Consider the following 20830-nt stretch of genomic DNA (forward strand, 5'->3'; position numbering starts at 1 on the left):
TCATACATCTTGTGGTTTATTTCTGGCCGCCCACAAAATGTAGGGCCCCAAGCAAATGACATGGCTACATGTTGAATATTCCAAGGAGGACGAAAGGTTATGAAGAAAACAGTCGAAAAGGGTCAGATCCCGGGTCTCACCAAGAACGCATTGACGGTGCTGGAGAAGCGCTATTTGAAGAGGGACCAGACCGGGAAGCCCCTTGAGACTGCATCCGACATGTTCCGTCGCGTGGCCACGGCGATCGCGCAGGCGGACACCGTGTTCGACAAGAAGGCGGACATCTCGGCGCTCTCCGACAGGTTCTACAGCATGATGACCAACTTCGAGTTCCTCCCCAACTCCCCGACCCTGATGAACGCCGGTCGCGAACTGGGGCAGCTCTCCGCCTGCTTCGTGCTTCCCGTGGGCGACAGCATGGAGGAAATCTTCGAATCCGTCAAGTACACCGCGCTGATCCACAAATCCGGCGGCGGCACCGGTTTCTCCTTCTCGCGCCTGCGTCCGGCAAACGACGTGGTCATGTCCACCACCGGCATCTCCAGCGGCCCCCTCTCCTTCATGAGGGTGTTCGACGTCGCCACCGAGACCATCAAGCAGGGCGGCACCCGTCGCGGCGCCAACATGGCGATCCTGCGCGTCGATCATCCGGACATCATGGACTTCATCATGTGCAAGAACGACCAGCGCCAGCTGAACAACTTCAACATCTCCGTCGGCATCACCGAGGAGTTCATGAAGGCGGTCGACGCGGACAAGGACTACACCCTGATGAACCCGCGCGACAAGAAGCCGGCCGGCTCCCTGAACGCACGCAAGGTGTTCGCCCGCATCGTTAAGCAGGCCTGGGAGAACGGCGAGCCGGGGATCATCTTCCTGGACCGCTTGAACAAGGACAACCCGACCCCGCACATCGGCGAGATCGAGTCCACCAACCCCTGCGGCGAGCAGCCGCTGCTCCCGTACGAGTCCTGCAACCTGGGCTCCATCAACCTGGGCAAGTTCGTGGTCCACGGCAAGGTGAACTGGGACAAGCTGAAGGAGACCGTGCGCACCGCCGTTCACTTCCTGGACAACGTCATCGAGGTGAACAACTACCCGCTGCCGCAGATCGATGAGATGACCCGCTCCAACCGCAAGATCGGTCTGGGCGTCATGGGTTGGGCCGACATGCTGATCATGCTCGGCATCCCCTACGGCTCCGAGGAGTCCGTCGAGCTGGGCGAGAAGGTGATGCAGTTCATCAACGAGGAAGGAAAGATCGCCTCCCGCGAGCTCGCCAAGACCCGCGGCCCCTTCCCCAACTTCAAGGGTAGCGTGTACGACGTCCCGGGCGGCGATCCGATCAGGAACGCGACCGTCACCACCATCGCCCCGACCGGCACCATCTCCATCATCGCCAACGCCTCCTCCGGCGTCGAGCCGCTCTTCGCGGTCAGCTTCGTGCGCCAGGTGATGGACAAGAACATCCTGGTCGAAGTGAACCCGCTGTTCGAGAAAGTCGCCAAGGAGCAGGGCTTCTACAGCGAGGAGCTGATGCAGCGGATCGCCGAGCACGGCACCGTGCACGACATCAGCGCCATCCCCGAGGACGTGCGCGACGTGTTCGTCACCGCCCACGACATAAGCCCGGAAGAGCACATCACCATGCAGGCCGCCTTCCAGCGCCACACCGACAACGCCGTCTCCAAGACCGTGAACTTCCCGCGTGAAGCCACCATCGAGGACGTCGAGGAGGTGTACCGTCTGGCCTACCAGATGAACTGCAAGGGGGTCACCATCTACCGCGACGGTTCCCGCGACGAGCAGGTGCTCTCCGTCGGCAAGAAGGAAGAGCCCAAGGCCGCCGTGCCCCTGACCGCGGAAGAGAAGCGCAGCATCAAGCGCGAGCGTCCCAAGGCGCTCAAGGGTTGGACCTACCAGATGCAGACCGGCTGCGGTCCGCTGTACATCACCATCAACGAAGACGCCTCCGGTCTCTTCGAAGTCTTCACCACCATGGGCAAAGCCGGCGGCTGCGCCGCGAGCCAGTCCGAGGCCATCGGGCGCATGGTATCGCTCGCCTGGAGAAGCGGCGTGCAGGCCCGTCAGGTCGTGAAGCAGCTCCTCGGCATCTCCTGCCACAGCCCGAGCGGTTTCGGCGACAACAAGGTCCTTTCCTGCGCCGACGCCGTCGCCAAGGCGATCCAGTCGCACCTGGCCCTCACCGGTCATGCCGAAGTCATCGAAGCCCCCGCCTTCGAGAGAGGCGCCTGCCCTGAGTGTGGTGGTGTCGTGGAGCACGAAGGCGGCTGCGCAGTATGCCGCGTCTGCGGCTACTCCGAGTGTGCCTAGCGAGTCAGTTGAACGCTACTATTGCGAGGGGTCTTAGAAAGACAGGCTGAGCAAAAAGTATCAAACGGAAGTAGAAGCAAACGAAGGGGGACCGCACCAGCCATGCTGGCGCGGTCCTCTTTTTGTTTCCCTACTTATAAATAGAAGCCCTTGATGAGTGAGGGGAAAGCCTCTCCGAAAGGACGGTTCCGCCTGCCCCCGCTCATAATGGCCCACAGCCCCCTACTACCCCAAGCAGTTTACTTTCCCGCCACCTGAGTTAGAATCAACCAATCCCGCCGCCCAACTCGAACCGCTCCTCTGCACTTTCGCTACACGTAACGAGCATCACTTGGATTGAAAGGCTACAGAAGTCCGACGGCTATCGGTTTCCCTCAGCTATCACCCGTCTCAACTGAGACATCTAAGAGGTCAGCCATGGAATATTTCGTCTGTCGCTGTCGTGGCATCGGTGAGGTGTTTGTTGATGGCGTGAGCCAGGGAACCAACAAGGACGCAGACGGCAAGGTCTCGGTCAAGCTGTGCAATCCGGGATTACACATCATCTCGCTGCGCTGCCAAAACGGGGGGAACTGCGTCCCGAAGACGGTGGAGGTGAACATCTGCGATACCGACCCGATCTGCCCCAAGGAGGTGCACTTCAGATGTTCATGAGAACTTTGCCGCTGAAGCTGTTCCTATTCGCCGCCCTTTGTTGCGCCGGGTGCGCCCACTACCACGACAATCCTCCAGCCTCGTCCTCCCAGCCGGGCTATCGCTACGACACCGTGCGCCTGCCGCCAAGCAAGGAGAAACCTTTCGTCGTCCTTGCCTTTTCCGGCGGGGGAACCCGCGCCGCCGCCTTTTCCTTCGGGCTGATGGAGGAACTTCAGAGGGTCACATACACTGCGCCTGATGCCTCCAAGCGGTCCCTGCTCCAGGACGTGGAGATCGTTTCCTCCGTCTCAGGCGGCAGTTTCACTTCCGCGTACTACGCACTCTTCCCCGACACCTTCTTCACCGATTTTCCCAAAGAGGTGCTGACCCGGAACATCCAGGGAGCGCTGGTGTGGAGGATGCTCAACCCGTACAACTGGTGGCGCCTTGCTTCCCCTGACTTCAGCCGCATCGACATGGCCGAAGAGTACTACGACCATGCCATCTTCAAAGGGATGAGCTTCGGCGCGCTGCTTCAGCGTCCCAAAGGGAGTTCCCCCTTTCTGGTGCTCAACGCCACCGACATCGGCATCACCCACCGCTTCGAATTCACCCAGGATCAGTTCGACCTGCTCTGCTCAGACCTCTCAGGCGTCTCCGTCTCGCGGGGGGTTGCCGCCTCATCCAATTTCCCGGTCGCCTTCGCTCCGCTTACGCTCAACATCTACAAGGATGGCTGTGTTCCGCTGCCGCTTTGGGTCGAAGAAGCGCTCAAGCCCGGCAACCGCGACAAGCGCCGCATCGCCGACGCGACCGCCGCGCACTCCTACCGCGAACCGGACCGTCGTTACGCCCACCTGCTCGACGGGGGGCTCTCGGACAACCTCGGCCTGAGGGGGCCGTTCACCGCGGTAACGACGCTCGACAGCGCCTGGAGCTTGGTGAAGCAAATCAACAGAGAAAGGATCGGGCGGATCATCTTCATCTCCGCCAACGCGAAAACCACCAAGAAACGGAGTTGGGACGCGAAGAGTTCGCCTCCCGGCGTGGGAGCGGTCCTGGACGTGGTCATGAACGGTCCCATGGACGATGTCTCTTTCGACAGCCTGGAGAGCACCGACGGCCATTTCAATCAGATGAAGCAGTTGGGGCGGACCATCGATTCCTGCAACGCGCGGCTGAAGCAGGCATTCCGGCCCGCGGACGAGCAGGGAGGCACGGCGAGAGGCCCCGAGCCAGAACCGATCCCCAATCCCCTCACCACCGATTATGGCTTTGTCGAGCTTACCTTCGATGACATCCCCGACCCGCATCTGCGCCGCTGCCTGCAGGAGCTCCCGACCAACTTCTCGCTGCCGGAACCGACCACGCGCCTGTTGCGCGTCTCGGCCCAGTACCTGTTGATGAACTCGGAAAGGTTCCAGGAGGTCATGAAGCGGATAGACGCGAAGTGGCAGCCGGACCAGGTCACCATCGACCAGGCACTCATCAACGAGGTGTGCGGCAAATACTGAACAAGGCCAGGATGGGCCGAGCCAGTCCGGACAGCGTCCTCACCCCACCAGCCGCTTAACATCCGGGAGGTTTTATGCCGACAGTGGAACGGGTTAACAACATCTCCTTCTTCGACATCGACTTCGAAGGTGACATTTTATCGGACGCCCAGTTGTGCTTCCTCAGGCAATGGTCAGATCGGGAGTCGCCTAATATGGGGCAGTTTTGCTGCAGCTTCAGATGGGTCTTTGATTGGGCTGACGGGGAGGAGACGTGCCTGCGCGGCATGGAGCGAATGGACCTCTCTCAGATGTTTATGAGCTCGGAGCTGATAGCTTCCCTTCTGGTGAGTTGTGAATATGCCGTGGGGGTTCTATGCATTTGGGAGGCCACCCCTCATGGAGCCGATCCGCTGGACTTAAAAACGAAGGCCTGGGACAACCACTACCTCGCCTATGAAAAGTTCAAGAGCACCCTCGAGGATACCATTGCCGCCTCAGGCTCCGGCGTCTTAATCCGGCGAAGCGAGCGCCGTTATCCGCTCACCGGCGTTAAAATCACCGAACCTGTCGCTGACATCATGGACTGTCGGGAAAAACGGGTCAAGCTGGGGCGCTGGCTTACGGGGAACTATGAGGGACAAAAGGAAGCTGCGTTGCTCGCCGCAATCGAAGGGCAAAACCTCAGCGACCGTATGTACGAAATGCTCTTTATACGCTGGACAGACGCGCTTGCAGTGTATGACGGCGGGGTGGGCGATAACTATGAAACCGCCCTGCTGCGATCAGCCTTGGTATATGAATGCGCCATCATCCTCCGTCGCTCCCTCTGTTCTTTGGCTGACCGCATGGATGTGACCACAGCTTCGCTGCGCGCTTATCTGCCGAACCCTTGGATCGTAAACCGGCGTCTGGAATCCCTCGGCCGTATCAGGACCTCTTTCGTCACGCTCCCCCCGGTTCAATCGATCGAGGCCCAGCACCTGCTCAAGGCGGCCTACAACTCCTTCGGCATCCCAGCGCTCATCAATCACTCCATGGAGAAGGCCCGCATCCTCGAGTCCCGCTGGCAGTGGACAAAGACACAGTTTATGGTTGCTGTCGGTCTTGTCACCTACATCATGGACAAGGTGGGCATCTTCGAGCTGCTGAAAGGACTGTTCCGGAGCTGAAAGCAGCCGTTTCATGCAGCAGCCAACCTCTCGCTGATCAGGTCCGGGTTTTTCCAGGTCGACGACCACGAAGGGCGTTGGTTCAGTCGATACGTTCCCCGTTTACTACCTTTTTCTGCCGACATAGACCGCAATGGGCACGGTGTAGACGATCTTGCCGTCTTCCCTGCGGGCGTTGATCCCCAAACTGTCGACACCGACGTCCGCCGTGACCATCTCCCGGATCACCTGGTCGTCCCCCGGCTTCGGGAAGGATGCCCGTATCTGCGTCTCCAGCTCGATATCCACGCCGTAAGCACTCCGGCGGCAGTCAACCAGACCGGAGCGCTGGAACAGCGTCGCGAATTCTTCCTCGGTCAAGGCATGGGTATGGGAAGGGTCGCGGATCAGCTCCAACCGGTCGTAGGCGGCCGATTTTGCCGAAGGAACGGCGACATCGGCCACCATTACCGCGCCGCCCGGCCGGCAGACCCGGATCATTTCGGCCAAAGCCCCCTGCGGGTCCAGGAGATGGTGAAAACTGTAGCGGGTGAGGACCAGGGAGAAGGAATCATCCGGGTAAGGCAGCGAAACGGCGGTGCCGATGTCCCAGGTGAGGTTGGCAAGCTGCTGTTCGGCTTGACGCTGCCTGGCCTGCTCGATCATGGCGGGGGTGATGTCCACTCCCGTCACCAGCCTGGCACGCCTGGCAAACGCGCAGGCAACCATCCCCGGGCCGCAGGCCACGTCCAGCACCTCATCCCGCTCTCCGACTCCCGACAATTCGACCAGCGCCTGCAGCGCATCGTGATGCCCCGGGACCTGGGTGAACGGTACGGCCTGCTGGGAGAATTGCTCTATGATCTTCTCCCGGTGCGCCTGCTCTTTATCGTTGGTCATCGTCCCCCCCTTTTCAAATGATGATCACAATAGCTTGCAATCTCCCTGGCTGTCTTGCTATATACGGCCAATGAGTGTCGCGAAACTGCCAAAACTGGCGCCGATTGAAATCGGCTGGAGAACGGACCTGCATTTGCCGGTTATACCTCTGTCCATGGAGGTAAAACATGCCGGGTGTGCCGCGCCCCACGCCCACCCCCGCGGCCAGCTCATCTACGCCAGCCGAGGCGTGATGAGGGTGGTGAGCGGCAATGAAGTGCTCGTGGTCCCTCCGTCTCAGGCTGTATGGGTTCCCCCCGATGTCGAGCACGAGGTCTATTTTCCCGGGGAAGTGTCGCTAAGGAATCTGTTCCTGGAGAGAGGCGTATCCGGCAGGTTGCCCAACGAGTGCACCATCCTCAAGGTATCCCCCCTCTTGCGGGAGCTGATTCTCAAGGTGGTTACCGTCGGCGAGAACTATCTACCCGAGAGTTCGGGATATCGGCTCATGATGGTGCTCGTCGACGAGTTGTGCCAGGCCGAGCCGACCGAACTGCGTCTCCCCATGGGGCATGACGAGCGTCTGCAGCGGGCCATAGAGAGGATGATCGCGGACCCTGGCGGCATCGAGACCATCGAGGGGCTGGCCTCAGTCGCCTGCACCAGTCCCCGCACCCTGGCGAGGCTTTTCATCCGCGAAACCGGCCTTACCTTCGGGGCATGGAAGAAGCGGCTGATCCTGCAGGAGGCGATAGAGCGACTGGCAAGCGGACAGAGCGTGACGACAGTCGCCTTCGACCTCGGTTACCAAAGCCTCAGCGCCTTCATCGACATGTTCCGCCAGGCCCTGGGCGCATCCCCCGGACAATACCTCAGCCAAAACAGCGGCACATCCACCCCAAGTTGACCCCCGCAAAAAGGACAACGTCCCCGTCCCTGCGCGGTGCCAGAGGTTCCCCGAGTACCGGCGCAGGACCGTCGCCCCATCAAGCCCCATCCAGTCGTCAAAAGGGAACTACCTACGTCCCTGAGGTGATTTCCTCTGAGTGAAATCAACCGCATTTTCAGCCTTGCCGGTTGCGGGTGCGCGTTTTCACCCTCATTAAAGCGCAAACCACCTCACCATCCGAATCGTTACACTTCCGACACTTACCTACACCAACAACGGTGGCATGCTTAATGCTAATTATATGTAGCTGCATTCCGGGATGCGCGAATACCAAACTGCCGGGGTGACTGTGGTGAGGTACACACCCTAGTCACGCCGGGACCCTCGCAGGAAAAACCGAAGGTTCTCAAGGAGGAATTGTTTTGGAATTAAAAAGAGGAAAAATGAAAAATGTAGTACTTGCACTGATGGGGGCGATACTTGCCGCCGGCACCGCGAATGCGGCGGTGACCTACAAGGTAATCGCCAACAATGACCTCGGCATGCACTGTGCCTGCCCGACCTTTGAAGGATTCCTGCTGCTGCCCCCCTTCAACACGATCAGGGCCCAGGTTATCCAGTACGGCGGCGACAAGCCGATCGTCGTCAGCTCCGGCGTCACCGTGAGCTACTCGTTTGCCGAAGAGACCGATGCCACACTGCAGGCGGACACCTACTTCTCCAGTTGGATCGCCAACGCACCGAAGTTGTTCCCGGGCTTCCAGCCCGTAGTGAACGGCAAGGTCAAAGGCCTTACCGGTAAAGGTATCGCGGACCTCATGTCCTATGACAGCCAGTCCATGTCCTACGTCGCAGCAGGCATCCCCGCCTACCCGGTCACCACCGGTACCACCAAGGACATCATGACCGACCCGCTGGGCGGTCCGAAACGCGACCCGTATCTCACCGCCAACGTCACGGTGAAGAACACCGCAGGTGCCGTCCTGGCCACCACCTCGACCGTGGTCCCGGTCGCCTTCGGCGGCTGCTGCTCCTGCCACCTCACCCTGGCCAGCCAGAACGGCTATCCCGCAACCCCGGCCGGCTCCTTCGCCTACCTCGGCAAAATGCACAGCCAGAACTCCAGCGGGATCGACATCGCCATGATCGATCCTGACGGCGACGGCAAGGGCGGCCCGGTGCGCTGCTCCTGGTGCCATTGGGATCCGGCCATGGGCGAGAGCGCCGCACCCGGCTGGCCCACCGGGACCAAGCTCCTTTCCGGGGCTAACTTCACGCTCAAGAAATCGGCGTATTCCTTCTCCGACGTCTTGCACCGCTTCCACTCCCAGAGCCAAAAGGTGCTGACCCAGTACGACGCGAATATCGCCAACAACTGCTACGACTGCCATCCCGGCAACAATGTGAACTGCTATCGCGGTGCGCACAAGGGCAAAACCGCCATCTGGTGCTCCGACTGCCATGGCAACCTAAACCAGAGGGTAGCCACCAACCAGCTGGCGAAGCCTTGGCTGCAGGCAACCCTGCCGACCTGCTACAACCCAAGCCCGGGAATCAACTCGGCTTTCACCTGCCACAGCGCAAACACCTACAAAACCAATGTGACCTGGGATCCGAACCTGTTCGGTAAATACATCAACGCCCGCGGCCACTATACCAGCGTACTGCTGTGCCAAACCTGCCACGGTATGCCGCACGGCGAAAACCCCTCGACTTCTGCCCCGGACAACGTCCAGAACTCCACGCTCCAGGGTGCCATCAGGGCCGTGTACCCGACCGGCAAGGACAAGAGCTACGCACTGGGCGTCTGCGACGTCTGCCACTACCAGAAATCGACCACCTGGTCGGTTCCGCCGCACGAGCTGTAATAAAGCAAAAGGGGGAGCGTAAGCTCCCCCTTCTCTTGTCCACGCCGAGACGGATGCGGGGCAGTTTTGACCTTAGCGGTCAAGGAAAACCGGCACTCGTTTCTCAAGGAAAGCGCCCATCCCCTCCTTCTGGTCCGCCGTGGCGAAGCTGTAGCCGAAGAGTTCCGCCTCGTAGGCGCAGGCCCGGGCCAGGTCCATCTCCAGGCCGTTGACCACCGCCTCCTTGCAAAGCCTCACGGCAACCCGCCCCTTGGCGGCGATCTTGGCCGCCAGCCTCTGCGCTTCGCCCAGCAACTCCTGCTGCGGCACCACCTTGTTCACCAGACCGATGCGCAGGGCCTCCGCGGCATCGACCATCTCGCCGGTCAGGATGATCTCCAGGGCGCGCCCCTTACCGACCAGGCGGGGAAGCCGTTGCGAGCCGCCGAAGCCGGGGAGGATGCCGATGTTGACCTCGGGCTGTCCGAACCTGGCGTTGTCGGAAGCGATGCGGATATCGCAGGCCATGGCAAGTTCGCACCCTCCCCCCAGGGCGTAGCCGTTCACCGCGGCTATGAACGGTTTGGAAGAGCGCTCGATGGCGGCGAAGATGCCGTGGGCCTTGAGAGCCAGGTCGCGCGCCTGTGTCGAGGTCATGTCCCGCATGAGGCCGATATCAGCGCCCGCGACGAAGGCCTTTGCGCCCGCCCCGGTCACCACCGCGGCGCGGATCCCGTCGTTGCGCTCTATCTCGGCGACCACTTGCTGCAGTTCCTCCAAGGTCCCCGGCGTCATGGCGTTCATTGCCGTGGGGCGGTTCACCGTCACCGTCGCAATGTGGTCAGTAACTTCCAGAAGCAGGTTTTCCAATTCCATTCTCCCCTCCTTGCCTGAAAGAGAGTCCTCTCTTTCGGTCTCTCTTGACGCAGATGAGCATACCCGGAAACCGGCAGACCCACCAGTGCCAGGTCTTGAAAAATCAGTTTTTGCTCTTTGCGGGAGATGTGTCTCGAAAGACAAGATCCTCCATCCCTGTCAAAGATGAAGTGAGCAATAGGGATTTCCTGACCGGAGCCCCTGAGGCATGCGCGGGTTCGTGATCGACACGACCACAGAAAATCCTCTATCTCATAAAGCTCAACGCTGCCTTTACCTACGCATCATGGCCCGCTTCGGCTTGAAGAATCGACGGGAAGCCTTACACTTGTTGTCATTGCACCTGCAGAAAGGAGGGGCGGCTAGGACGCAGGGATACGATCTTTGGTGTTTCACTATGCAGTGACTATCAAAGGAGGATTCTATGGCAATGATTATCTTGAAGAGACCGGCGATCCTAGGAATTCTACTGGCCTTCGTGCTCCTGATGCCGGCGGGATGGGCCTCGGCACAGACGTCCTTCGACCGCATCGTGGTGTTCGGGGACAGTCTTTCCGATCCGGGCAACGCCTTCGTCTTCGTGGGTAAGGCAAACACCCCGCCCTACCAGCTGCTGGACCAGCTCCTCGTGCCCGACCTCCCCTACGCCAAGGGCGGCCACCACTTCAGCAACGGCGCAACATGGGTGGAACAGCTGGCACGACAATTCTCGCTTTCAGACAATACCCGCCCGGCCTTCAGGGACCTCGGCTTCGACGCGACCAATTACGCAATCGGTGGCGCCAGGGCCCACGACAAGGCTGGAGAGGCCACCATGACCTTCGAGGTCACCACTTTCCTCAACGTTTTCGGCGGACAGGCCCCGCCCAACGCGCTCTACGTGGTGGAATTCGGCAGCAACGACATCAGGGACGCACTGGAGGCCCAGGACCCCGCCATCGTCGAACAGGCGGTGGCAACCCTGCAGGCCAACATTGCCGCCCTCTACAACGCCGGGGCCAGGAAGTTCCTGGTTTGCAACGCACCGGACCTCTCGCTCACACCGGCGCTCCTCGCCACCGACAAGGCGATGCCGGGAGCGGCGGCCGCCGCGCATCAGTTGTCACTGTACTACAACTTCCTCCTCGACTACCTGCTGACGTCGATGTCCGCCCAGCTCACCGACCTGCAGGTGGTGAAGGTCGGCTTTTTCAGCAAACTCGATGAACTGGTCACCAATCCGGAGGACTTCGGTTTTAGCGTCGTCGACTCCCCCTGCCTGACCCCCGGCTCGCCTCCCTACGCCTGCAAGAATCCTGATACCTTCATATTCTGGGACGGCATCCATCCAACCGAAAAGGTGCATGGTGTCATTGCACAGCAGGCGCTCTCAGAGTTGGCGAAGTAACCGATCAAAAAGAAACCGGAGCCTCCGAAATAGGAGCTCCGGTTTTTTCGTTTGTCACGGCAGCTCCTGCGCTAACCGCGCCATGGAGATCGCGAACGCGACGCGATGTTTGCGATCCAGACCACGGAGATTGCGAACGCGACGCGACGTTTGCGATCCAGACCACGGAGATTGCGAACGCAGCGCGATGTTTGCGATCCAGACCACGGAGATTGCGAACGCAGCGCGACGGTTGCGATCCAGACCACGGAGATTGCGAACGCGACCCGATGTTTGCGATCCATACCGCGGAGATTGCGAACGCAACGTGACGTTTGCGATCCGCACCACGGAGATCGCGAACGCGACGCGATGTTTGCGATCCAGACCACGGAGATTGCGAACGCAGCGCGACGGTTGCGATCCGCTCCACGGAGATTGCGAACGCGGCGCGACGGTTGCGATCCGCTCCACGGAGATTGCGAACGCGGCGCGACGGTTGCGATCCGCTCCGCAGAGATTGCGAACGCGGCGCGACGGTTGCGATCCGCTCCGCAGAGATTGCGAACGCGGCGCGACGGTTGCGATCCGCACCACGGAGATTGCGAACGCGACGCGACGTTGTGAACGTGCTACGAAGATTGCAATCGCGGCCGATGTTGCTTCCTGTTAATTTTGTCGGGATTCGTTGAAAGGATGTGAAATGAGGCCGGTTCTCACATGAGGGTCCGGCCTTTTAGATGGGGTTTATGAGGGGCTAGGTTACGATGATGGCCACCGGTTCACTCCAGGGGCCGAGTTCGTTGTTGCCGATACTCCTAATCCGGAAGTAGTACCAGCTCGCCCTTTCCAGATTGCCGACGACGGTCCGGACCTTCTTCAGGTATCCGTAATCCGCGTACGATTCTTCGCCTTGGGGATGCCCCTTGCAGATCTGCAATAGATAGGAGCCGGCCCCAGGGTCTCTAACCCAGATCAAGGTAACCTCCCCGATGTTCGGCCCGTTCTTCGCCCTCAGCATCAATGCGACGGAGCCGACGGACCTGTTGTACGTCCTCTTTGTCTTTTCCTTCGGCTGGTACCCGTTGTTGTGGAGCCAGGCGTCATCTTTCTCATGCTTCGCCCTGAGGACGAGATAGCTTGCGTTGATGTGCACGTCCTCCAACGCGGCCGAGATCACCGCATCGAGCTCCTTGGTTGTCAACTGGTTCAGGGCGGTGGCTCTCTCCCATTCCCTTGAGATCGCCTCTTTGTGCCCCCTGAATTGATCCGCTCCCGGAACCCATCCGTCCTTTTGGGTACTGATCTTTGGATGCGCAGCTTGCAAAGTGGCAGCGTCATCGAGCCAAAGGACCAATTCCGGGGGATCCATGTCCGCATGGTTCATCACGAATTTATCGAATACGCTCATGCTTATCCCTCCTGTAAAATTTGAATTTCCTAATTTTACACAGGACTATGTGGCTGTCAAGGGGGACTTGAAACGTGTCATGGATTATGGCTATGGGGTTGGGGCTATGGGGTGGGGTCTGCAAAACCGGGGGGGCCTGGCATACGAGGCCTCCCCGGCTCGGGCGGGGTCTACTCTATTCTCAACTTCGCCTTGATCTCCGGCGCGGAGGCGCTGGTCGCATAGACCGGGGTGCCGACGTCGAAGAGCTTGGACGCAGTCAATCCGCCCACTACGACCGGGTCCAGCCCCACGTTCCGGGCCAACTCGACCGCGGCTTCCACTGCTTCCTGATCGTCACCGGCGATCGGGATGCCGATCTTGTCGCCTTTACTGTTCACCGTCTGCTTCAGGTCTTCGAAATAGACCGTGTTGAAGGCCCGCACGATCCTAGCTCCGGGAAGCAAACGGGCCACCACGCTCCCCATCCCCCCCGGGTCCTGTCTCGCTTCCAACGCCATCGCCCCGTCCCGGTCAGGGTAGGGGTTGGAGGTGTCGATGACGATCTTCCCTTTCAAGGCCTGCTTCGTTTGGTTGTCCAGGTCCCGGTACGCCTTGAGCGGCACCGAAAGAAGAACGACATCGCCAAAGGCGATCGCTTCCGCTACGGTCCCGGCCCGGGCAGCAGGCCCGGCGGCCGTCACCAATTCCTGCAGGTTCTCGGGGTGCCTTGAGCTGAAGCAAACCTCGTAGCCCGCCTTGCCCAACAATATGCCCAAGTTACCGCCGATGTTGCCCGATCCGACGATGCCTATCTTTGTAATTCTCATGTTCGGATCCTCCTCGTTCGCTGATCTGCGCCCCCTCCTTCACTTACGAAATTTCCTCCTTTAAAGAGTATACTCCCTGGCGGCGTCCCGCTTCCAGGTCTTATAATCCTGGCAGATCGCTTGTAAGCCGGGGGCAGCCGACTGCCTGGGGAGAGACGCCAAAGACGCGCGTGTCAGGATTCGGCGCGCGTTCTTTTTCTTGTGACGGCAGGTTCGCTGTGTTACAGCAAAGGATGCAAGATCGTTATCGTCACTGGAGGGGTTGCCGTGGCAAACATAAAACGCAGCATCTTGGGTAACGTCGCGGAAATGGTCATTCACATCGAGGCCTACCCCAAGGGATTCGAGGCCTTCGGCTTTGACAAACTCGGCAGGAAGGTGATTTTCGCGCGGCGTACCACGCTGGAGCCGATCATCCTGGACGGCGCGCGGGTGGCGCAGGGCCTGGCCGACTTCGCAAGGAAGCCGGTAGCCCTGCGGGTCCAGTCGGAAAAAAGGGAGGATTTTCTCCCGAAAACGGCGTAAGGCGGCGCTGCCGCCGCTCAAGCGCCACTTGGGCAGGAGAAGCTGGTAGTAATGGAAAATTTCGTACTGATCGGGGTCTTCGTCCTTTTGGGGATGCTCTTTCGCCGCCTCGAGGCCTTCCCCAAGGACTCGGCTCAGACCCTCAACATGTTCGCTCTCTACGTCTCGTTGCCGGCGCTGATACTCCTCAAGGTGCCGCAGATCGCGTTCTCCCGTGAGATCCTGACCGCGGCGCTGGTACCCTGGGGGATGCTGTTCCTCTCCGTCGCGTCGGTGCTCTCCGCGGCGCGCCTGTGGCGCTGGGACCGGGCGACGGTCGGGGTGCTGCTCCTGGTGGTGCCGCTTGGGAACACCTCGTTTCTGGGCGTGCCCATGATCCAGGCCTTCTTTGGCGCCGCAGGGCTCCCCTACCTGATCATCTACGACCAGTTGGGGACGATGATCATCATGGTCACCTACGGTTCCTTCATCCTCGCCCTCTACGGCAAGGACGGCTCGGTGAAGCTCTCGGCGATGGTCCGCAAGATGCTCTTCTTTCCGCCGAGCATCGCCCTCATGGCGGGACTTTTGGCCCGCGGCTGGCCCTACCCCGAGAAATTCGCCCAGGCGCTGCAGAACATCTCGCTTACCCTGGTGCCGGTGGTGATGACCGCGATCGGCATGCAGATGCGGCTGAGGCTGCCGCGCAGGGTGATCGGGCCGCTGAGCTTCGGGCTGGCCATGAAACTCCTGCTCGCGCCGCTGGCGGTCCTGGCGGTCTGCCGCTTGGCCGGGCTCGCCGGCATGGTGGTCGACGTCTCGGTCCTGGAGGCGGCCATGCCCCCCATGGTGACCGCCGGCGCCCTTGCCGTCGTCGCCGGCATGGAGGCGGATCTCGCCGTAGCCATGATCGGCATCGGCATCATCCTCTCCTTCGGTACCCTCCCCGCCATCTACTGGCTGACGCGCCTTGGGTCCTGAATAAAACTTTGGCCACGGAGAAAACGTGAAACCCTCCGTGGCCAATGGTCCGCTTCTAAATAATGCTAGAACAGGTAGTAAAGGGAAAGTCCGGCACGGAACCCGTCGGCGGAGCCGACGTGGATGTCGAGGTTCTTTTCCCTGGCGTCGGTCGCGACCACGTAGGCGACACTCGGCAGCAGGTAGAAGTTGTGCGCCATCTGGAGGTAGCTCGCCACTTCGAAGGTGAAGTCCTCGTTGGCGGTGACATCACGGGTTGCGGTGTTGAAGTTCGCGTCCATCTTGGCGTCGATGGTCACGGTGTGGCTCAGTTCCTTCTCGAAGCCCAGGGACAGGGTGTGGGTGTCCTGGTCGCCGTGGTTTCTGATGGTGGCCCGGTAGACGGCGTAGGGGATGTTGTGGTGCCCGAGGTTCGCGCTCGCCGCGATGAAGGGACTAACATCGGTGGTGCCGGTACCCGCCTCGCTGTCACCGGCGGTATCGAACTTCAGCCCCAGGCCGGCCACCACGGTGTACGGCGCCTCTTCGCCGCCCAGCAGGCGGTATTTCGCCTCGAGCGCGAAATCGCCGAAGCCGTCACGCTTCTCCTGTTCCGGGGCGAACCCGTCCATCTGCACCTTGACCCGCTCGCTGAAAACGTAGGGGAGGGAAGCGGAGACTTCCAGGCCGTGGCCGAGACCGACCCCCACGGAGTAGAGCGATTCGGTGGTGTTCGCGGTCACCTTCCCGGTTTCCCCGAGGCCGCTTATGTCACCTTTGGTGTGGGAGTACTCGAACTGCGCCTGTGCCTCGACCTGCTTCTTATCCAGGACATCCGTGACCAGCAGCTTGTGCTCCGCATGCGCGGTGGCCGTTGTCATAAGTATCCCGCCCAGTACTGCCAATACCATCTTCTTCATGTAACAGTCTCCTCCTGCATTGAAATTATCCGCCGACGTTGCCCGCAGGTGTGACGTATCAACCGGGAGCCGTGATCCGCCAGGCCCCGATGCGGCCGCACCTAAGACAACGAAGGGGCAAAAACTTTTAATACAACAGAACATCCCGATATTACAACCCTAAACGGCGCAGCACCGGCACCTTTTCCGAAAGAGAGCACGGCGCTTCGGCCGCCACCTCCCCATAAACGGCGTTTACAGCGTTTCGCACCCGCGCAGGGCTTTAGGGTGAGCACACCCCTCCCTTCTTTGCAAAGTCCCCATACCGCCGGGATTGACAAAAAAGAAGAAAAATAATACATTGTTCTAGCTCATGAAGAAGGGGCCGTTGACAGCGCCCCTCCGACAGGAGCAGTTCCCGAACAAATCCGCAAAGGAGCAGGACAATGAGTCTCGCATTGCAATGCAAGTTTTTCGGCCACGTCATCACCGTCGACAAGGCGCTGGCCGTGAGGGACGGAGCGACGCCGGAACACCGGCACGCCCTCGTCTTCGAGTGCGACAAGTGCGGCAAGCCGGTACGCCCACGCGCGGCCGGCGACAAGCACGTCGCGCACTTCGTGCACATCAGGCAGAACCCCGAATGCTCCTACGCGGAGCCCTCCAGGGAGTACTAGCGAGGCTCGGGACGACCGGCGGCCACCGGGAAACCCGGTCCCGCAGCGGCGCGAAGCCGCTGCCCGGGTTCCCATACCGGCTGGAAAGAAAGCGGCTCCTGTGCTAGGATCGCTCGCATGACCGGTTTAAGCGAAACGGCCGCAAAGCGGCGCAAACAACTGCTGCGTTTCATCTCGACCGACCTGCTCGGGCCGATCGCGGGGAAGATGCCCAAGTCGTGCATCGAGTCCCTGGAAAAAGCGTCCTTCTATCCCAACATCAGAAAGCACATCCTGGACATCATCCCGGTGACCGAAGCGCGCATCGTGAGGCACGAGGTCGCCGCGGAGCTCCCCCCCTTCATCAGAACCGAAGCCGTCTTCGGAAAGCGCAACCTCTATCTGCTGCACGACGCCACAGCCTCGCCCCATTCCGGGATGGCCTGGATCGAAAACAAGATCCTCGAAGAGAGCGTGGGCTCCCTGCGCCGCATCATGGACTGGGGGGACGTGCAGCACGAGCCCCTGCTGCCGGCAAGCGAGCTCCGGCTCCCGGAACCCGTGGTGGTGTGCCATCCCGCCACGTACTACCACTGGCTCCTCGAGGTCCTGCCCAACGTGCTGTTCGCGGTGGCCGCCTTTCCCGGGGTGAAGATCGTGCTGCCTGAGAACTGTCCGCGCTACGTCTTGGAGGGGCTGGCAACGGCCCTCGGCCCCGGGGCGGAGCGCGACTTCGTCTTCTGCTCCAATCCCATCCGGGTGGAGCGGCTGGTGGTGCCGCAGTACCACACCCAGCCGGAATTCACGGACCCGCAGGTGCTGGAGCTCCTGAGATCGTCGGTGAAGGCAAAGGTGGTAGCGCAGGGACCTTCAGGCCCCGGACGGAAGATCTACATATCGAGACAGAAAAGCAGGCGCCGTCTCGCCGGGGAACCTGAGCTCGAGGAGAGGCTGCAGGAGGTGGGCTTCACGGTACTGCACTGCGAAGAGCTCTCCTTCGCGGACCAGATCCGCGTCTTCCACGAAGCCGAGGTCGTGGTAGGGAGCCACGGCGCAGGACTCAGCAACCTGGTCTGGTCCGAGCCTCCCTGCCGGGTGATCGAGATCTTCCCGAAAAACTACATCCTCGACTGCTTTGCCTGGCTCGGTTTCAGCCTCGGTTTCGATTACCGCCACGTCATCTGCGACACAGGACACAGGATAGACCAAAGGGCCATGGACGCGGTCCTCGCTGCCGTGCGCTGAGTCCGCCGCGGCCAATGTCAACGCCGTCCCCCCTTCCTGCATGAGCTTTTGCCCGACCTCGGCAACACGATCCAACAGCACACGCGCATGCCTCCGGCTCCAGCGGCCGGGGGCATTTTTGCGCCCGTTTTGCCCCCTCCCTTTTAGCGCCCGTTGTTTCGCAACGGATCGTTTCCAGCAGCGGGAAGTTCGCAGGCCCGTGCAACTGGTACTTGCCGGTTCTCGTTCTGTTTACCATTCTCTTCGCACAAGATCATGTATACACTTTTCGTTTACGAAAAACTTGATGCTGCTCTTTTTTTCGGATATAAACGCCCGTCCGCAAATTGTAATACAAGATATATGCTGTCAAATCCTATAGTTAAATCAATTAACCTTTTTTCTAAAACGATAAACACCGGTTAATTACCGGTATTTACAACAGACAAGGACCACCAAAACTTTTTAAATAGTTATCAATAGAATTTGGTTCAGTCAACATGGCATGAATAAGGAAAGATCAGTGAAAGTGAGTATCGTTAAAAAGATCACGGCATTGATTATCGCCATCGTCATAACAGCGGTGAGCGTGACGACTTACATTTCGTTGGCGAAGATGCGGCAGGAAATGGTGCGCGTGGCGACGGCGTCGCAGGAGAGCAGGTTGAACACCTTCTGGGAGCTGTTGCGGCAAAAGGGTGAACTGAGGATCTCAGATAACCGCCTTATGGCCGGCGATTACGTCATCAACGACAACAACGAACTTCCCGACAAGGTGGCGAAGATATGCGGTGGGACGGCGACCATCTTCATGAACGACGAACGCGTGGCGACCAACGTCATCAAGGAGGACGGCAGCAGGGCGGTCGGTACCAAGCTGCAGGGACCGGCCTTCGACGCGGTGTTCCGCAAGGGCGAGCCGTACCGCGGCGTGGCGCCCATCCTGAGCATCCCCTACTTCACCGCCTACGACCCCATCCTCGACGCGGGGGGGCACGTCATCGGCGCTCTTTACGTGGGTGTTAAAACAGCCGACTTCCTGCAGTCTTTCGAACACACCAGGATGGTGGTGATATCCCTTGCCATCGGCTTCACCCTTTTGGCCAGCGGCCTTGCCGCCTGGTTCACGAAGATGCTGCTCGCCCCTTTGGGTAAGGCCGCGGCCATCACCGAGGCGGTGGCCGAAGGGGATCTCACCGTGGCCATCCCGGCCGGCGGCGGAGACGAGGCGGGCAAGCTCCTTACCTCGCTGAAGACGATGGTGTTGGGGCTGTGCGGCATGATCAGTCGCGTCACCGGCTCGGCCGGGGCGCTCCAGGGGATCTCCGGACGGCTGGCCGCGGAAGCGGTGCACGCCGTGGCGGCCGCAAGGCACCAGCAGGACAAGGTGACCGAGGCCTCGGCTTACGTGCGGACCATAGCGGACAAGGCGGAGGAGATCCAGAACGGGACGCAGAGGTTGTCCCAGGCCGCCTCCGACTCCTCGTCGGCGATCCTGGAGATGACCGCCAGCACCGACGAGGTCGCCCTGAACGCGGAACGGCTTACGACCCTGGTGGCCGAGGTGACCGCGGCCATGATGCAGAGCGCCTCCGCCACCAGCGAAATCGGCGAGCACACCAGGTCCCTGGTCTCCTCGTCGCTTTCCACCGCTTCCTCCATCCTGGAGATGGAGGCGGCCACCAACAGCGTCAAGGGGAACGCTCTTTTGACTGCGGAAGTGGCCCAAGGGGTCGAGGAGGACGCCCTGAAGGGGGTGGAGGCGATGCGCGCCATGCGCCAGGGGATGAGCGATATACGCGCCTCCTCGGGCGTCACCAACCAGGTCATCGCGACACTCACCTCCAGGACCCACGAGATCGGGGCCATCTCCTCGGTGATCGACGACATCGCCAAGCGGACCTCGCTGCTCGCCCTCAACGCGAGCATCATAGCCGCCCAGGCCGGTGCGCACGGCAAGCCGTTCGGCGTCGTGGCCGAGGAGATCAAGATGCTGGCCTCGAGCACGGCCAACTCAACCAACGAGATCGCCGCCCTGATTGCCGCCGTGCAGCTGGAGACCGAGCACGCGGTGAAGGCGATCAAGGAGGCCGACCAGCGCATCGCGGCGGGAGATGAGCTCAGCTCCCGTTCCAGCGCCGCCCTGGAAAAGATCGTAAGCGGCGTGTCCAGCGCCCGGAGCCATGTCAGCGGCATCGCGCTGGCCACCGCCGAGCAGGCCAAGGGGACCAGCCTTATCCGAGAGGCGATGGACCGGGTTACCCAGATGACCGAGAAGATCGAAAGGGCGATCAGGGAGCAGGCCGGGGCCAAGGAGGCTATCATGTTCGCCGCCGAGGAGATGAGGGAGCTGGCCGCGCAGTTCCACTGCGCCACCCGGGAACAGAGCAAGGTGGGGCGTTCCATATCCGACTCGATCCTCGACGTGAGCGAGATGTCGAGGAAGATAGAGACGGCCTGCGCGGTGCAGGCGAAGGAGAACCAGCAGATAGCTGCGGCGGTCGCCGAGATCCACTCCGACGCCGACCGCTGCCTGCAGGCGGCCGCGCAGCTGGAGTCCGGCGCCAGCGACCTCGCCAGCCAGGTCGAAGTACTGCAGCAGGGCACCGCCGCCTTCCGGCTCTAAGGCAATAACCGCAGAACCTAACGGTGTGAAAGCAAAGGGCCGGCGGGAAACACAAACCGCCGGCTCTTTTTTGCGCCCGCAGCACGCCCCCGCCCCGTCCCTCCCTTCCCTCAACCGCCCCCCACAGCGACGCTGCAACTCCTCGCAATAGGGTTCAACTGCCCAAGCGAATCCCTGGCAACTGTTCCGGCGACGAGCTCCTTGCAAGAAGCTGCAGCCGGCCAAGCAAGCATTCGTCCGCGCGGCCGGCACGATGATGACAAATTCGCT

At 60.8% G+C, this 20830-nt stretch carries 17 protein-coding genes; 12 read left to right on the plus strand and 5 right to left on the minus strand.

Features of this window, described 5'->3' with window-relative positions:
* The first annotated feature begins 99 nt into the window (after nt 1–99).
* The 4 genes from KOM00_RS19450 to KOM00_RS19465 all read left to right on the plus strand — a co-directional run bounded on the left by KOM00_RS19450 (nt 100) and on the right by KOM00_RS19465 (nt 5635).
* Nucleotides 100–2334, plus strand: a complete 2235-nt coding sequence (locus tag KOM00_RS19450) for a vitamin B12-dependent ribonucleotide reductase (RefSeq protein WP_216500675.1) — start codon at nt 100–102, stop codon at nt 2332–2334.
* Nucleotides 2335–2751: 417 nt separating this feature from the next.
* On the plus strand, nt 2752–2988 hold the full coding sequence (locus KOM00_RS19455; RefSeq protein ID WP_216500676.1) for a hypothetical protein: 237 nt from the start codon (nt 2752–2754) through the stop codon (nt 2986–2988).
* On the plus strand, nt 2979–4484 hold the full coding sequence (locus KOM00_RS19460) for a patatin-like phospholipase family protein (RefSeq protein WP_216500677.1): 1506 nt from the start codon (nt 2979–2981) through the stop codon (nt 4482–4484). Before KOM00_RS19455 ends, KOM00_RS19460 begins: the two co-directional genes overlap by 10 nt.
* 74 nt (nt 4485–4558) lie before the next feature.
* On the plus strand, nt 4559–5635 hold the full coding sequence (locus KOM00_RS19465) for a hypothetical protein (protein ID WP_216500678.1): 1077 nt from the start codon (nt 4559–4561) through the stop codon (nt 5633–5635).
* Between the two features lie 105 nt (nt 5636–5740).
* On the opposite strand, the gene KOM00_RS19470 is transcribed toward KOM00_RS19465, so the two are convergent.
* Nucleotides 5741–6514 (minus strand): class I SAM-dependent methyltransferase, encoded by a 774-nt coding sequence (locus KOM00_RS19470; RefSeq protein WP_216500679.1) that lies wholly within the window; start codon nt 6512–6514, stop codon nt 5741–5743.
* 154 nt (nt 6515–6668) lie between these two features.
* Here KOM00_RS19470 and KOM00_RS19475 point away from each other — a divergent pair, with 154 nt between their 5' ends.
* Both KOM00_RS19475 and KOM00_RS19480 read left to right on the plus strand, forming a co-directional pair.
* On the plus strand, nt 6669–7400 hold the full coding sequence (locus KOM00_RS19475; protein ID WP_236027094.1) for an AraC family transcriptional regulator: 732 nt from the start codon (nt 6669–6671) through the stop codon (nt 7398–7400).
* A gap of 425 nt (nt 7401–7825) precedes the next feature.
* Entirely contained in the window at nt 7826–9250 is a 1425-nt protein-coding gene (locus tag KOM00_RS19480) for a hypothetical protein (protein ID WP_216500681.1), read from the plus strand.
* 72 nt (nt 9251–9322) lie between these two features.
* On the opposite strand, the gene KOM00_RS19485 is transcribed toward KOM00_RS19480, so the two are convergent.
* Nucleotides 9323–10105, minus strand: a complete 783-nt coding sequence (locus KOM00_RS19485; RefSeq protein ID WP_216500682.1) for an enoyl-CoA hydratase-related protein — start codon at nt 10103–10105, stop codon at nt 9323–9325.
* 424 nt (nt 10106–10529) lie between these two features.
* Here KOM00_RS19485 and KOM00_RS19490 point away from each other — a divergent pair, with 424 nt between their 5' ends.
* Nucleotides 10530–11492 (plus strand): SGNH/GDSL hydrolase family protein, encoded by a 963-nt coding sequence (locus tag KOM00_RS19490; protein ID WP_216500683.1) that lies wholly within the window; start codon nt 10530–10532, stop codon nt 11490–11492.
* Between the two features lie 736 nt (nt 11493–12228).
* On the opposite strand, the gene KOM00_RS19495 is transcribed toward KOM00_RS19490, so the two are convergent.
* Entirely contained in the window at nt 12229–12882 is a 654-nt protein-coding gene (locus KOM00_RS19495) for a fibronectin type III domain-containing protein (RefSeq protein WP_216500684.1), read from the minus strand.
* A gap of 170 nt (nt 12883–13052) precedes the next feature.
* Nucleotides 13053–13691, minus strand: a complete 639-nt coding sequence (locus KOM00_RS19500; protein ID WP_216500685.1) for an NADPH-dependent F420 reductase — start codon at nt 13689–13691, stop codon at nt 13053–13055.
* A gap of 267 nt (nt 13692–13958) precedes the next feature.
* On the opposite strand from KOM00_RS19500, the gene KOM00_RS19505 reads away from it, so the two are divergent.
* Nucleotides 13959–14216, plus strand: coding sequence for a hypothetical protein (locus tag KOM00_RS19505; RefSeq protein ID WP_216500686.1), 258 nt, complete (start codon nt 13959–13961; stop codon nt 14214–14216).
* Between the two features lie 51 nt (nt 14217–14267).
* Complete coding sequence (locus KOM00_RS19510; RefSeq protein ID WP_216500687.1) at nt 14268–15176, plus strand: AEC family transporter; 909 nt, start codon at nt 14268–14270, stop codon at nt 15174–15176.
* A gap of 65 nt (nt 15177–15241) precedes the next feature.
* Here KOM00_RS19510 and KOM00_RS19515 read toward each other — a convergent pair whose 3' ends face one another.
* Entirely contained in the window at nt 15242–16075 is an 834-nt protein-coding gene (locus tag KOM00_RS19515) for a transporter family protein (protein ID WP_216500688.1), read from the minus strand.
* A gap of 425 nt (nt 16076–16500) precedes the next feature.
* Between KOM00_RS19515 and KOM00_RS19520 the strand changes: the two genes are divergently transcribed.
* The 3 genes from KOM00_RS19520 (at nt 16501) to KOM00_RS19530 (ending at nt 20560) form a co-directional block, all read left to right on the plus strand.
* Nucleotides 16501–16731, plus strand: a complete 231-nt coding sequence (locus tag KOM00_RS19520; RefSeq protein ID WP_216500689.1) for a hypothetical protein — start codon at nt 16501–16503, stop codon at nt 16729–16731.
* 117 nt (nt 16732–16848) lie between these two features.
* Nucleotides 16849–17955, plus strand: a complete 1107-nt coding sequence (locus KOM00_RS19525) for a glycosyltransferase family 61 protein (RefSeq protein WP_216500690.1) — start codon at nt 16849–16851, stop codon at nt 17953–17955.
* Nucleotides 17956–18457: 502 nt separating this feature from the next.
* A complete protein-coding gene (locus KOM00_RS19530; RefSeq protein ID WP_216500691.1) occupies nt 18458–20560 on the plus strand; it encodes a methyl-accepting chemotaxis protein in 2103 nt (700 codons plus the stop codon).
* Nucleotides 20561–20830: the final 270 nt, after the last annotated feature.

Source organism: Geomonas diazotrophica, from assembly GCF_018919385.1.
GTDB lineage: Bacteria > Desulfobacterota > Desulfuromonadia > Geobacterales > Geobacteraceae > Geomonas > Geomonas diazotrophica.